The sequence below is a fragment of the Enterobacter cloacae complex sp. ECL352 genome (assembly GCF_020149545.1).
GTDB classification, from domain to species: Bacteria; Pseudomonadota; Gammaproteobacteria; order Enterobacterales; family Enterobacteriaceae; genus Enterobacter; species Enterobacter asburiae_B.
Map to the genome: position 1 here is coordinate 2,186,665 of NZ_CP083709.1, position 13,515 is coordinate 2,200,179.

Below are 13,515 nucleotides of genomic sequence, written 5' to 3' on the forward strand. Positions count from 1 at the left end.
GCGTTTAACCCGTAGAGCAGAACCATGAAAAAGACCGCAGCAGCCCTGCATATTCTGGTAAAAGAAGAGAAACTGGCTCAGGAGATCCTGGTCAAGCTGGAGCGCGGCATCAGCTTTGATCATCTGGCGAAGCGTTACTCTAAATGCCCGTCCGGACGCAATGGCGGGGAGCTCGGCGAGTTTCAACAAGGTGCGATGGTCGGCCCGTTCGATCGGGCGGTCTTTAGCTGCCCGCTTCTGAAGCCCTACGGCCCGGTGAAAACCAAATTTGGCTACCATATCATTAAGGTGCTTTATCGCCGCTGACGCGTGGTATATTGCGCCCCGATTTATTTCAACCTATTCAAGGCACGATCATGGCAAAAACAGCAGCAGCAGTGCACATCCTTGTTAAAGAAGAGAAACTGGCTTTAGACCTTCTGGAGCAGATTAAAAACGGTGCCGACTTCGGCAAGCTGGCGAAGAAGCACTCCATCTGCCCGTCAGGCAAACGCGGCGGCGATCTGGGTGAGTTCCGCCAGGGCCAGATGGTTCCGGCGTTCGATAAAGTGGTGTTCTCCTGCCCGGTGCTGGAGCCAACCGGCCCGCTGCACACGCAGTTCGGCTACCACATTATTAAAGTACTGTATCGGAAATAAACATTCAAGGCCTTCTCTTAGAGAAGGCCTTGAATGTTTGCACCCTCTCCCAGTGGGAGAGGGGCGGGGTGAGGGCATCAGCCCGCACCAGGTGTTAACCCGCTACCGCGATACGCTTCATATCGGTCATGTAGCCACGCAGTTTGTGACCCACTTTCTCGATCTGGTGGCTGCGAATCGCTTCGTTCACATCACGCAGCTGCGCGTTATCCACGGCACCTTCCGCAATCGCTTTACCCAGATCGCCCGTCTGCAGAGTGGTCATAAACTCTTTCAGCAGCGGTACGCAGGCGTAAGAGAACAGGTAGTTACCGTATTCTGCGGTATCAGAAATAACCACGTTCATTTCGTACAGACGCTTACGGGCGATGGTATTCGCGATCAGCGGCAGCTCGTGCAGAGATTCGTAGTACGCGGACTCTTCGATGATGCCGGAATCCACCATGGTTTCGAACGCCAGCTCAACGCCTGCTTTCACCATGGCGATCATCAGTACGCCTTTATCGAAGTACTCCTGCTCGCCGATTTTACCTTCATACTGTGGCGCGGTTTCGAACGCGGTTTTACCGGTCTCTTCACGCCAGGTCAGCAGGTTTTTATCGTCGTTCGCCCAGTCCGCCATCATGCCGGAAGAGAATTCGCCGGAGATGATGTCGTCCATATGTTTCTGGAACAGCGGTGCCATGATGGTTTTCAGCTGTTCAGACAGCGCGTAAGCACGCAGTTTTGCCGGGTTGGACAGACGGTCCATCATCAGCGTAATACCGCCCTGCTTCAGCGCTTCGGTGATGGTTTCCCAGCCGAACTGAATCAGTTTTTCCGCGTAGGCCGGGTCGGTACCTTCTTCCACCAGCTTGTCAAAGCACAGCAGAGAACCGGCCTGCAGCATACCGCACAGAATGGTCTGCTCGCCCATCAGGTCAGATTTCACTTCGGCAACGAAGGAAGATTCCAGCACGCCCGCACGGTGGCCGCCGGTCGCCGCTGCCCACGCTTTGGCAATCGCCATGCCTTCGCCTTTCGGATCGTTTTCCGGGTGAACTGCGATAAGCGTCGGCACGCCGAAGCCACGTTTGTACTCTTCGCGTACTTCCGTACCCGGACATTTCGGTGCCACCATCACCACGGTGATGTCTTTACGGATCTGCTCGCCCACTTCAACGATGTTGAAGCCGTGGGAGTAACCCAGCGCGGCGCCGTCTTTCATCAGCGGCTGTACGGAACGCACTACGTCAGAGTGCTGCTTGTCCGGGGTCAGGTTAACCACCAGATCCGCCTGCGGGATCAGCTCTTCGTAGGTGCCCACTTTGAAGCCGTTTTCGGTCGCTTTGCGCCAGGAAGCACGCTTCTCGGCAATTGCTTCTTTGCGCAGGGCGTAGGAGATATCCAGACCGGAGTCACGCATGTTCAGGCCCTGGTTCAGACCCTGTGCGCCACAGCCGACGATGACCACTTTTTTACCCTGAAGGTAGCTCGCGCCATCGGCAAATTCGTCGCGCGCCATGAAGCGGCATTTGCCCAGCTGCGCCAGCTGCTGGCGCAAGTTCAGTGTATTAAAGTAGTTAGCCATGGGTGATACCTCGTGATGTTGTGTGTCTTATTGTTCGGTTCGCGTTTCAGCGAGAATGTACCCACATTACAACAGGAAATTTATTGCGGAAATTGATATATTCACAACGTCATATTGCAATTTTTGCAATGTAAAAAGAGGGAGTGGAATCGGTGGATTTACGCGATCTGAAAATGTTCCTGCACCTGGCGGAAAGCCGCCATTTTGGCCGCAGCGCCCGGGCGATGCACGTTAGCCCCTCCACGCTTTCACGCCAGATCCAGCGCCTTGAGGAGGACCTCGGCCAGCCGCTGTTCGTGCGCGATAACCGCACCGTCACCCTCACGGAAGCGGGTGAAGAGCTGCGCATTTTTGCCCAGCAGACGCTGTTGCAGTACCAGCAGCTGCGGCACTCGATTGACCAGCAGGGGCCGTCGCTTTCCGGCGAGCTGCATATTTTCTGCTCCGTGACCGCCGCCTATAGCCATCTGCCGCCCATCCTTGACCGCTTCCGCGCGGCGCATCCGTCGGTTGAAATTAAGCTCACCACCGGCGACGCCTCCGACGCAATGGAAAAAGTGGTGACGGGCGAAGCGGATCTCGCCATAGCAGGGAAACCCGAAACCCTGCCGGGCGCGGTGGCATTCTCAATGCTGGAGAATCTGGCGGTGGTACTGATTGCCCCGGCGCTGCCCTGCCCGGTGCGTAACCAGGTGTCGGTGGAAAAACCGGACTGGTCGACGGTGCCGTTTATCATGGCCGATCAGGGGCCGGTGCGCCGCCGCATCGAGCTGTGGTTCCGCCGTCAGAAAATCAGCAACCCGTCGATTTACGCCACGGTCAGCGGCCATGAGGCGATGGTGTCGATGGTGGCGCTGGGCTGCGGCGTGGCGCTGCTGCCGGAAGTGGTGCTGGAAAACAGCCCCGAACCGGTGCGCAATCGCGTGATGATTCTGGAGCGCAGCGACGAGAAGACGCCGTTTGAGCTTGGCGTGTGCGCACAAAAAAAGCGGCTGCATGAGCCGCTTATTGATGCGTTCTGGCAGATATTGCCAAACCACTAAAGCCGGGTGGCGCTGCGCTTACCCGGCCTACACGCAGCTCAGCCCTTAGCCCGCCAGGAAGAAGCGGAAGGCCGGGTTATGGGTTTCGTCGTGACACTCATAGCCCAGCTCGTTCAGCCGCGTTTCGAAATCCGGCTCGTGCTCGCCCAGTTCGAACGCCGCCAGCACGCGGCCATAGTCGGTGCCGTGGCTGCGGTAGTGGAACAGAGAGATGTTCCAGTGCGTGCCAAGCGTGTGAAGGAACTTGAGCAGCGCGCCCGGCGATTCCGGAAACTCGAAGCTGAACAGACGTTCCCGGAGCGGCTTCGATGGACGCCCGCCAACCATGTAGCGCACGTGCAGCTTCGCCATTTCATCGTCAGAGAGATCGACCACGCTGTAGCCGCCCTCATGCAGCAGGTTGAGGATCTCTTTGCGCTCCTCCACGCCGCGGCTCAGACGCACGCCGACAAAAATGCAGGCGTCTTTGGCATCGGCAAAACGGTAGTTGAACTCCGTCACCGAACGGCCACCCAGCAGCTGGCAGAACTTCAGGAAGCTGCCCTTCTCTTCAGGAATCGTCACCGCCAGCAGCGCTTCCCGCTGTTCACCCAGCTCGCAGCGCTCGGAAACGTAGCGCAGACCGTGGAAGTTCACGTTCGCACCAGACAGCACGTGCGCCAGCCGCTCGCCGCGAATGTTGTGCTGCGCGATGTATTTCTTCATTCCCGCCAGCGCCAGCGCGCCTGACGGTTCCGCCACCGCACGCACATCCTCGAACAGATCCTTCATCGCCGCGCAGATGGCGTCGCTATCAACCGTGACGATATCGTCGAGATACTCCTGACACAGGCGGAAGGTTTCATCCCCAATGCGCTTCACCGCCACGCCCTCGGCAAACAGCCCGACGCGCGGCAGGTCCACAGGATGCCCGGCATCCAGCGCCGCTTTCAGGCAGGCAGAGTCTTCCGCTTCAACGGCAATGACTTTGATCTGCGGCATCAGCTGTTTGATCAGCACCGCCACGCCTGCGGCCAGGCCACCGCCGCCTACCGGGACGAAGACGCGGTCGAGATGGGCATCCTGCTGCAGCAGTTCCAGCGCCAGCGTGCCCTGCCCGGCAATCACCATCGGATGATCGAACGGCGGCACCCAGGTAAAGCCCTGCTGCTGCGCCAGTTCAATCGCTTTGGCTTTGGCTTCGTCAAAGTTAGCCCCGTGGAGCAGCACTTCGCCGCCGAAACCGCGCACCGCGTCGACTTTGATATCTGCGGTAGCGACCGGCATCACGATCAGCGCCTTCAGCCCCAGACGGGCAGACGAGAACGCCACGCCCTGGGCGTGGTTGCCCGCAGACGCGGTAATCACGCCGCGCGCTTTCTGCTCGTCGGTCAGCCCGGCCATCATCGCGTAGGCGCCGCGCAGCTTAAAGCTGTGCACCGGCTGGCGGTCTTCGCGCTTCACCAGAATGACGTTGTCGAGGCGCGAAGAGAGTTTTTCCATTTTCTGCAGGGGCGTGACCTGCACGGCTTCATAGACCGGCGCGCGTAGCACCGCTCTCAGGTATTCCGCCCCCTCAGGGGCGGCGGATAAGGGTTGTGACTCGGCCATCATTAGCCCCCAAGTTTAGATTTATCGCGCACCGCGCCTTTATCTGCACTGGTGGCAAGGCTCGCGTAGGCGCGCAGGGCGAAGGAAACTTCGCGCTGGCGGTCTTTCGGCGTCCAGGCTTTATCGCCGCGGGCTTCCTGGGCTTCACGACGGGCCGCAATTTCCTGGTCGCTCAGCTTCAGCTGAATGCCGCGATTCGGAATGTCGATTTCGATCAGGTCGCCGTCTTCGATGATGGCGATGTTGCCGCCGCTTGCCGCTTCCGGCGAAACGTGGCCGATGGAGAGACCGGAGGTGCCGCCGGAGAAACGCCCGTCGGTGATCAGCGCACACGCTTTACCGAGTCCCATAGATTTCAGGAAGGTGGTTGGGTAGAGCATCTCCTGCATACCCGGGCCGCCTTTTGGCCCTTCGTAGCGGATCACCACCACGTCGCCTTCCACCACTTTACCGCCAAGGATGGCGTCTACCGCTTCATCCTGGCTTTCGTACACTTTTGCCGGACCGGTGAATTTCAGGATGCTGTCGTCCACGCCTGCGGTTTTAACGATGCAGCCGTTTTCCGCGAAGTTACCGTACAGCACGGCCAGACCGCCGTCTTTGCTGTAGGCATGTTCCAGCGAGCGAATGCAGCCTTCGGCACGGTCATCGTCCAGAGTGTCCCAGCGGCAATCCTGCGAGAACGCCTGGGTGGTACGAATACCCGCTGGACCGGCGCGGAACATCTTTTTCACCGCGTCGTCTTTGGTCAGCATCACGTCGTACTGGTCCAGCGACTCAGGCAGCGTCAGGCCGAGCACGTTTTTCACTTCACGGTTCAGCAGCCCGGCGCGATCCAGCTCGCCCAAAATGCCCAGCACGCCGCCCGCGCGGTGTACGTCTTCCATATGGTACTTCTGGGTACTCGGCGCGACCTTACACAGCTGCGGGACTTTGCGGGACAGCTTATCGATGTCGCTCATGGTGAAGTCGATTTCGGCTTCCTGCGCGGCGGCCAGCAGGTGCAGTACGGTGTTGGTGGAGCCGCCCATGGCGATATCCAGCGTCATGGCGTTTTCGAACGCGGCTTTACTGGCAATGTTGCGCGGCAGCGCGCTGGCGTCGTCCTGCTCGTAGTAGCGTTTGGTCAGCTCAACGATGCGCTTACCGGCGTTGAGGAACAGCTGCTTACGGTCGGCGTGGGTCGCCAGCAGCGAACCGTTGCCCGGCTGAGACAGGCCCAGCGCTTCGGTCAGGCAGTTCATGGAGTTGGCGGTGAACATACCGGAACAGGAGCCGCAGGTCGGACACGCGGAGCGTTCCACCTGATCGCTCTGCTCGTCAGAGACTTTCGGGTCCGCGCCCTGGATCATCGCATCGACCAGGTCGAGCTTGATGATTTTGTCGGAGAGCTTGGTTTTCCCCGCTTCCATCGGGCCGCCGGAGACGAAGATCACCGGAATGTTCAGGCGCAGGGAGGCCATCAGCATCCCCGGGGTGATTTTGTCGCAGTTGGAGATGCAGACCATCGCATCGGCGCAGTGGGCGTTAACCATATACTCTACGGAGTCGGCGATCAGCTCGCGCGACGGCAGTGAATAGAGCATGCCCCCGTGCCCCATCGCGATACCGTCATCCACCGCAATGGTGTTGAACTCTTTCGCCACGCCGCCGGAGGCTTCGATTTGCTCGGCAACCAGCTTACCGAGATCGCGCAGGTGCACGTGGCCCGGTACAAACTGGGTGAAGGAGTTCACCACGGCGATAATCGGCTTGCCGAAATCGGCGTCGGTCATTCCGGTGGCGCGCCACAGGGCGCGGGCTCCCGCCATATTACGGCCGTGGGTGGTGGTGGCTGAACGATACTTAGGCATGCTTTATTGACTCCCGTCTGACTATTTAATGGGACGGTGCGTGCCGTCCCAAATTTATGCTTAGTGGTTAACCTGATCCAACCAGCCGTATTTATCTTCTGTTTCGCCGGTGAAGAGGCCAAAGAAAGCTTGCTGAATACGTTTGGTGACCGGGCCACAGCGGCCTTCACCCACCTGGATACCGTCCACGCTGCGTACCGGCGTGATTTCAGCCGCCGTACCGGACATAAACACTTCATCCGCCAGATACAGGGATTCGCGGGACAGTACCTGCTCGCGCACTTCGATACCCAGATCTTTCGCCAGCTTGATGATGGCGTCGCGGGTGATGCCCGGCAGCGCGGACGAGGTGAACGGCGGCGTGAACAAAATGCCGTCTTTCACTTCAAACAGGTTTTCACCCGCACCTTCAGAGATGTAGCCATTTACGTCGAGGGCGATACCTTCCTGATAGCCGTGGCGGCGCGCTTCGCTACCGACCAGCAATGAGGAGAGATAGTTACCGCCTGCTTTCGCGGCGGTCGGGATGGTGTTTGGCGCCACGCGGTTCCAGGAAGAGACCATTGCGTCGATCCCCTGCTCCAGGGCTTCTGCACCCAGGTAAGCACCCCACGGGAACGCGGCAATGATCACATCTGTGGTATAGCCGGCTGGCGGGTTCACGCCCATGCCGACGTCGCCCACGAACACCAGCGGACGAATATAGGCGCTGGTCAGGTTGTTTTTACGGATAACGTCGCGGCAGGCTTCCATCAGCTCATCGACGCTTTGAGAAACCGGGAAACGATAAATTTTGGCTGAGTCATGCAGACGCTGCATGTGTTCGCGATGGCGGAACACCACTGGCCCTTTGTGAGAATCGTAGCAGCGGATGCCTTCAAATACGGAGGTACCGTAGTGCAGCGCGTGGGACATCACGTGGACCTTCGCGTCCTCCCAGCGAACCATCTCACCGTTGAACCAAATGTAATCAGCTTTTTTTGTCGTCATTTTTTCGTCCTGTCACGCTTAAGCGCGGATTTGTTGTGATGTGGTTGTGCTCTGGCAGATGGCAACATGGGCAACGTCTACCAGCTTTGATAACTGACTAAACAGTAAGTCGACCGACCGCGGGCTGGCAACGGTTAATTCGATACTGATATTCCGGGCGTCAGTGGCCGTCTCCATATTCATAGAGCAAATCTGAAAACCACGATGACGCACCACACGCAAAACGCGTTCTAAGGTTTCCGGGTTGAAGCGAGCCTGTACGGCGACCTGATGCTGCATCATGATAATTTCTCCATCATTTGTGAGTTACTGGCACCAGGCGGTACCAACGGCCAGACGTTCTCGAGTTCGTCGATTGAGACATGAAGCAGGTAAGGCCCATCGCTGTTCAGCATGGTGTCGAGCGCCGCTTCAACCTGATCTTTACGGGTGATGTGCTGACCAGGGATGCCGAAGGCGCTGGCCAGGGTGAGGAAATCGGGGTTATCGGTGAGAGTCGTTTCGCTGTAGCGCTCCTGGAAGAACAGCTGTTGCCACTGGCGAACCATCCCTAAACGCTGGTTGTCGAGCAACACGATCTTCAGCGGCAACTGCTTGCGCTTAACGGTGCCGAGCTCCTGAACGTTCATCATGAAGGAGCCGTCACCGGAGATACAGATAACGGTATCGTTCGGGCGGGCAACCTGCGCGCCAACGGCTGCCGGCAGACCGAAGCCCATCGTCCCTAACCCGCTGGAGGTGATGAAGTTTTCCGGACGGGTGTAGGTCATGTGCTGCGCGGACCACATCTGGTGCTGGCCTACGTCGGTAGTGACGACGCTGTCAGCCGGTTTACGGTCGGACAACTGCTTCAACAGCAGCGGCGCGTAGATGGCCTCGCCGGGATGGTCGTAACGCCAGGCGTGCTCGGCGCGCATGTCTGCGGTGTGCTGACGCCATGCGCTGATATCCAGCGGCTGCTGCAATGCCGGTAACAGCGCGTTGAGATCGCCCTGCAAGGCGACATGCGCCTGACGCAGCTTGTTCATCTCCGCCGGGTCGATATCCATATGAATGACTTTGGCGTTCGGCGCAAAGGTATTCAGCTTGCCGGTAACGCGGTCGTCAAAACGGGCCCCTACAGCGATGAGCAGATCGCACTCCTGCACCGCCAGGTTTGCCGCTTTGGTGCCGTGCATCCCCAGCATGCCCAGATAGTAGGGGTAATCCGCGTCGACTGCACCGAGACCTTTCAGCGTGCAGGTCGCTGGCATCTGCGTTGTTGCGATAAATTCGCGCAGGGCAGGAACGGCCTGCGCCATGCCTACGCCACCGCCGACGTACAGCATCGGCTGTTTCGCCTGGGCCAGCATCTGACGGGCCTCTTCAACTTCCGCTTCCGGAAAGGCATCGTCGCTTTCAACGGTAGAGAAGTGCGGTTCCAGATCGCCGAGTGCCACCTGGATATCTTTCGGGATATCAACCAGAACCGGACCGGGACGACCGGAGTTTGCCACATCGAACGCTTCTGCCATTACGCGCGGCAGCTCTTCCAGAGACTGGACGAGGAAGCTGTGTTTGGTGCAGGCCAGCGATAAACCGAGGACGTCAACTTCCTGGAAAGCATCGGTACCGATGAACGGAGACGCCACCTGCCCGGTGATGGCGACAACGGGAACGGAATCCAGCAGCGCGTCAGCCAGGCCGGTGATCAGGTTCGTTGCGCCCGGGCCTGAAGTCGCCATACACACGCCGGTTTTACCGGTCGCGCGGGCGTAGCCAATGGCTGCCATCGCTGCGCCCTGCTCGTGTCGGCACAAGAGATGTTCCACGCCGCCGTCATACAGTGCATCGTAAATCGGCATAATTGCGCCACCCGGATAACCGAATACGGTTTCGACTCCCTGCGCGCGCAACGCATGTACTACCCACTGTGCCCCATTCATAGTTAGTTCCCCGTCATAAATCGGGAGAAACAGAATTTTGTGCTAGTCGTCATTCTCTGCTCCTCATTTACGTTTTTTAGTCATAAAAAAACCCCCGGACCTTTCGGTGCGGGGGTCTTAGTTCGTTAAGGCTTGATTTCTAAGCCTTTCCTCGTCCAAGTGCAGCCCCGCACGGTGGGATAATAATCACCACCACGCTAATCACGACCAGGCTAATCACTCGTAGAAGGGCTGTCATTTTCAGTTCTTTTTGCATCTTGTTCGAAGGAATACCTAAAGAGTTATCACAGTTTTTAAATCAAACACAAGATTTATTTATGACGGATTTGATTAGGCCGCGAATCATATTTCTTAAAACCGTTGTTTTATATACGGAAATTAGAAAATGAATATTTTTCATTTTTTTACTGCGGTTTTAAGCGTCAAAACGGGGCTTTTTATATTCTGCGAGGAGGCTTCCACGGTTATGAAAGGGTTTCATTGTGTGTTTAAAATCTCTGAACAGGCGGCGTAAATTCGCAAAATGACGCTAAACAGACAAAATAGGCGCTGGCATAGTCACACCAGGAGGTAGTGCAAATGTCACTGTCAGTTGTTTATACGCGTGCGGCTCTCGGGGTAAAGGCACCGCTTATTTCCGTCGAGGTTCATTTGAGCAATGGGCTACCTGGACTCACGCTTGTCGGGTTACCTGAAACGACGGTTAAAGAGGCCAGGGATCGCGTTCGCAGCGCAATAATAAATAGCGGTTATACCTTCCCCGCGAAGAAGATCACCATCAACCTTGCCCCCGCCGATCTGCCTAAAGAGGGGGGACGATACGATTTACCTATCGCAATTGCCCTTCTCGCGGCTTCTGAGCAGCTTAATACGACACGGCTAGGCTCGTATGAGTTCGTTGGCGAACTCGCGCTCACAGGCGCATTAAGAGGCGTTCCCGGTGCGATATCGGGAGCGCTGGAAGCCATACGAGCAGGGCGGCAAATCATTGTCGCCAATGAAAACGCATCAGAAGTGAGTCTTATCGCCGAGAAGGGGTGTCTCATCGCCGGGCATTTACAGGAAGTTTGTGCCTGGCTGGAAGGGCGGCATGAACTGTCCGAGCCGGAGGAGTGTGATGATGTTATAGCGGATGCACCAGAGGATCTCAGCGAGATTATGGGACAGGAGCAAGGGAAACGGGCGCTGGAGATTACGGCGGCAGGTGGACACAATCTTCTGTTAATTGGCCCGCCAGGTACGGGTAAAACCATGCTGGCAAGCAGGTTGAGTGGGTTACTTCCACCGCTCAATAATCATGAAGCGCTGGAAAGTGCCGCCATATATAGCCTTATCAGTTCGACGTCGTTGCAAAAACAGTGGCGCCGTCGTCCTTTTCGTTCCCCGCATCATAGCGCTTCACTGACGGCAATGGTCGGCGGCGGGGCGATTCCGGGGCCGGGAGAGATCTCGCTGGCACACAATGGCATTCTGTTTCTTGATGAACTGCCTGAATTTGAGCGCCGTGTGCTGGATGCACTGAGGGAGCCCATTGAATCCGGTGAGATACATATCTCACGCACGAGAGCCAAAATAAGCTATCCCGCACAGTTTCAGCTGGTCGCGGCGATGAATCCCAGCCCGACGGGTCACTACCAGGGCAACCATAACCGCTGTACACCAGAGCAAACGTTGCGCTATCTGGGTAAGTTATCCGGCCCGTTCCTCGACCGTTTCGATTTATCCCTCGAAATTCCCCTTCCCCCGCCGGGTCTGCTCAGGCAAACGGGCATAACGGGTGAAAGCTCAGCGGAGGTACGCGAACGGGTGATTGCAGCCCAGACACGGCAGTACGCTCGTCAGAACAGGCTGAATGCACGGCTGGATAATGCCGGGATCCGGCAGTTTTGTTCACTTAACGTTGAGGATGCGGGATGGCTGGAAGAGACGTTAACGCGGTTCGGGCTGTCCATACGTGCGTGGCAGCGTTTGCTGAAGGTGGCCAGAACTATTGCTGACGTAGAGGGGTGCACTGACATTGAGAGGAAACATTTGCAGGAGGCGCTGAGCTACCGCGCTATCGATCGTTTGCTGCTGCATTTGCAGAAATTGCTGGCATAAAAAAAGGGGCCGTAGCCCCTTCTCTTCATTTTAGTCATCAGACTCGGTGTAGTCTTCTGCACCTTCCATCTGCGGCTTGCCGCCAGACAGCGTATGGAAGCGCTTTGGACGCTTAATTCGCGCCATGTACTTGATCCATACACGTTCCGCTTCTGACTCCGGCTCACGCTCACCACGGCAAACAGAAACAAACTGTTTCTCGTCTTCGGTAGCAGGTTCACGCTTCCCCAGATCCAGCTCGTTAAAGGCATAACCATGGCGCTCAAGCAGTTGAGCTTCTTTGATGGTGAAATCGCCGTGACGAGAGAACCCGCGCGGATAATGTTTATTGTCGAAAAAACGATTAGTCGTCGTAAAGCTTTCCGCCATCCTACACGCTCCTAATTCTTTGGCCGAGCTATTTATGGCGCGGAGTATTAGTTACGCTTGACAGAGTGTAAAACAAAACATTTAAATCATAACGACAAATAATTTTGCGGAGAAAGATGTGGATACGGAATTGCTTAAAACTTTCCTTGAAGTGAGCAGAACACGCCACTTTGGGCGAGCAGCTGAAGCCCTTTACCTGACGCAGTCAGCAGTCAGTTTTCGTATTCGACAGCTGGAAAATCAACTGGGTGTGAATCTTTTTACCCGCCATCGCAACAATATTCGCTTAACGCCTGCCGGTGAGAAACTGCTGCCGTATGCAGAAACGCTCATGAATACCTGGCAGGCAGCACGTAAAGAGGTGGCACATACTTCGAGGCATAATGAATTCTCGATAGGGGCAAGCGCTTCTCTGTGGGAATGCATGCTAAGTCAGTGGCTTACCCGACTGTATCATTCACATGGCCACCTGCAATTTGAGGCCAGAATTGCGCAACGGCAGTCGCTTGTTAAGCAACTTCATGAGCGCCAGCTTGATCTTCTGATCACAACCGAAGCCCCCAAGATGGACGAATTTAGCAGCCAGATTGTGGGCCAGTTTGGCCTGGCACTTTATGCGTCCGAACCTTCGATGATGAAGGCAGACCTGACCTATTTACGCCTGGAATGGGGACCAGATTTTCAGCAGCACGAAACGGGACTGATTGCACCTGATGATGTTCCGCAGTTAACGACCAGCTCGGCAGAGATCGCCTGTCAGCAGCTGTCCCTGCTGAAAGGTTGTACCTGGTTACCTGTTCGCTGGGCAGACGCTAAAGCAGGGCTGCACACCGTGATGGATTCCACCACGCTTACCAGGCCGCTGTATGCAATTTGGCTGCAAAACAGTGATAAGCAATCACAGATAAAAGATCTTTTAAAAATCAATGTAATGGATTGATGCATCAGCCAGCAGGGATGCTGGCTGAAATTAAGAAGAGAATTTTCTGCCGTATTTCAGGCAAAAAAAATCCTTTGCCGAAGCAAAGGATTCTATATGGCAGGGGCGGAGAGACTCGAACTCGCGACACCCGGTTTTGGAGACCGGTGCTCTACCAACTGAGCTACGCCCCTAAAGTTTTTTGCCATTAAGCCTGCCAACAAGGCAGGCTTAATGTCTTAATAAGTGGCGGAACGGACGGGACTCGAACCCGCGACCCCCTGCGTGACAGGCAGGTATTCTAACCGACTGAACTACCGCTCCACCGAAGACTGCTGTAACCACCGGATTTATGCACCGGCTTACTACTTAATTTGATGCCTGGCAGTTCCCTACTCTCACATGGGGAGACCCCACACTACCATCGGCGCTACGGCGTTTCACTTCTGAGTTCGGCATGGGGTCAGGTGGGACCACCGCGCTAAAGCCGCCAGGCAAATTCTGTTTAATCTGTATCA

The 13,515-nt window shown here is 56.5% G+C and carries 14 protein-coding genes, 2 tRNA genes and 1 rRNA gene; 5 read left to right on the top strand and 12 right to left on the bottom strand.

Going from position 1 to position 13,515, the window contains the following annotated elements; genetic code table 11:
- Positions 1-24 precede the first annotated feature (24 nt).
- Positions 25-306 carry a peptidylprolyl isomerase PpiC gene (gene ppiC, locus LBF07_RS10705; RefSeq protein ID WP_094935536.1) on the top strand — a complete coding sequence of 94 codons (282 nt, stop codon included), beginning with the start codon at positions 25-27 and terminating at the stop codon, positions 304-306.
- A 50-nt stretch (positions 307-356) separates the two neighbouring features.
- Entirely contained in the window at positions 357-638 is a 282-nt protein-coding gene (gene ppiC / locus LBF07_RS10710) for a peptidylprolyl isomerase PpiC (RefSeq protein WP_023309650.1), read from the top strand.
- A 94-nt stretch (positions 639-732) separates the two neighbouring features.
- On the opposite strand, the gene ilvC is transcribed toward ppiC (LBF07_RS10710), so the two are convergent.
- On the bottom strand, positions 733-2,208 hold the full coding sequence (gene ilvC, locus LBF07_RS10715) for a ketol-acid reductoisomerase (protein WP_023333828.1): 1,476 nt from the start codon (positions 2,206-2,208) through the stop codon (positions 733-735).
- 152 nt (positions 2,209-2,360) lie between these two features.
- On the opposite strand from ilvC, the gene ilvY reads away from it, so the two are divergent.
- Positions 2,361-3,251, top strand: coding sequence for an HTH-type transcriptional activator IlvY (gene ilvY, locus LBF07_RS10720; RefSeq protein WP_032641403.1), 891 nt, complete (start codon positions 2,361-2,363; stop codon positions 3,249-3,251).
- Between the two features lie 45 nt (positions 3,252-3,296).
- Here ilvY and ilvA read toward each other — a convergent pair whose 3' ends face one another.
- From ilvA to ilvL, 7 genes are all read right to left on the bottom strand, one after another.
- Positions 3,297-4,841, bottom strand: a complete 1,545-nt coding sequence (gene ilvA, locus LBF07_RS10725; protein WP_024907958.1) for a threonine ammonia-lyase, biosynthetic — start codon at positions 4,839-4,841, stop codon at positions 3,297-3,299.
- A gap of 2 nt (positions 4,842-4,843) precedes the next feature.
- Positions 4,844-6,694, bottom strand: coding sequence for a dihydroxy-acid dehydratase (gene ilvD / locus LBF07_RS10730; protein WP_094935535.1), 1,851 nt, complete (start codon positions 6,692-6,694; stop codon positions 4,844-4,846).
- Between the two features lie 60 nt (positions 6,695-6,754).
- Entirely contained in the window at positions 6,755-7,684 is a 930-nt protein-coding gene (ilvE, locus tag LBF07_RS10735) for a branched-chain-amino-acid transaminase (RefSeq protein ID WP_023309654.1), read from the bottom strand.
- 18 nt (positions 7,685-7,702) lie between these two features.
- Positions 7,703-7,966 (bottom strand): acetolactate synthase 2 small subunit, encoded by a 264-nt coding sequence (gene ilvM / locus LBF07_RS10740; protein ID WP_024907956.1) that lies wholly within the window; start codon positions 7,964-7,966, stop codon positions 7,703-7,705.
- Positions 7,963-9,609: an acetolactate synthase 2 catalytic subunit gene (ilvG, locus tag LBF07_RS10745; RefSeq protein ID WP_064673098.1), complete on the bottom strand. Its 1,647-nt coding sequence runs from the start codon at positions 9,607-9,609 to the stop codon at positions 7,963-7,965. The genes ilvM and ilvG overlap by 4 nt, the downstream gene beginning before the upstream one ends.
- A 2-nt stretch (positions 9,610-9,611) precedes the next feature.
- A complete protein-coding gene (ilvX, locus tag LBF07_RS10750; RefSeq protein WP_166792073.1) occupies positions 9,612-9,662 on the bottom strand; it encodes a peptide IlvX in 51 nt (16 codons plus the stop codon).
- Between the two features lie 86 nt (positions 9,663-9,748).
- On the bottom strand, positions 9,749-9,847 hold the full coding sequence (gene ilvL, locus LBF07_RS10755; protein WP_001311244.1) for an ilv operon leader peptide: 99 nt from the start codon (positions 9,845-9,847) through the stop codon (positions 9,749-9,751).
- A gap of 341 nt (positions 9,848-10,188) precedes the next feature.
- On the opposite strand from ilvL, the gene LBF07_RS10760 reads away from it, so the two are divergent.
- Positions 10,189-11,709: a YifB family Mg chelatase-like AAA ATPase gene (locus LBF07_RS10760; protein WP_048975639.1), complete on the top strand. Its 1,521-nt coding sequence runs from the start codon at positions 10,189-10,191 to the stop codon at positions 11,707-11,709.
- A 30-nt stretch (positions 11,710-11,739) separates the two neighbouring features.
- On the opposite strand, the gene LBF07_RS10765 is transcribed toward LBF07_RS10760, so the two are convergent.
- On the bottom strand, positions 11,740-12,078 hold the full coding sequence (locus tag LBF07_RS10765) for a DUF413 domain-containing protein (protein ID WP_023309658.1): 339 nt from the start codon (positions 12,076-12,078) through the stop codon (positions 11,740-11,742).
- A gap of 118 nt (positions 12,079-12,196) precedes the next feature.
- Here LBF07_RS10765 and hdfR point away from each other — a divergent pair, with 118 nt between their 5' ends.
- Positions 12,197-13,018, top strand: coding sequence for an HTH-type transcriptional regulator HdfR (gene hdfR, locus LBF07_RS10770; protein WP_094935534.1), 822 nt, complete (start codon positions 12,197-12,199; stop codon positions 13,016-13,018).
- A 97-nt stretch (positions 13,019-13,115) separates the two neighbouring features.
- Here the strand turns inward: hdfR and LBF07_RS10775 are convergent.
- The 3 genes from LBF07_RS10775 to rrf all read right to left on the bottom strand — a co-directional run bounded on the left by LBF07_RS10775 (position 13,116) and on the right by rrf (position 13,492).
- Positions 13,116-13,191: transfer RNA gene (locus LBF07_RS10775), tRNA-Trp, on the bottom strand.
- A 53-nt stretch (positions 13,192-13,244) separates the two neighbouring features.
- Positions 13,245-13,321: transfer RNA gene (locus tag LBF07_RS10780), tRNA-Asp, on the bottom strand.
- A gap of 55 nt (positions 13,322-13,376) precedes the next feature.
- A 5S ribosomal RNA gene (gene rrf, locus LBF07_RS10785) occupies positions 13,377-13,492 on the bottom strand.
- Between the last annotated feature and the right edge of the window lie 23 nt (positions 13,493-13,515).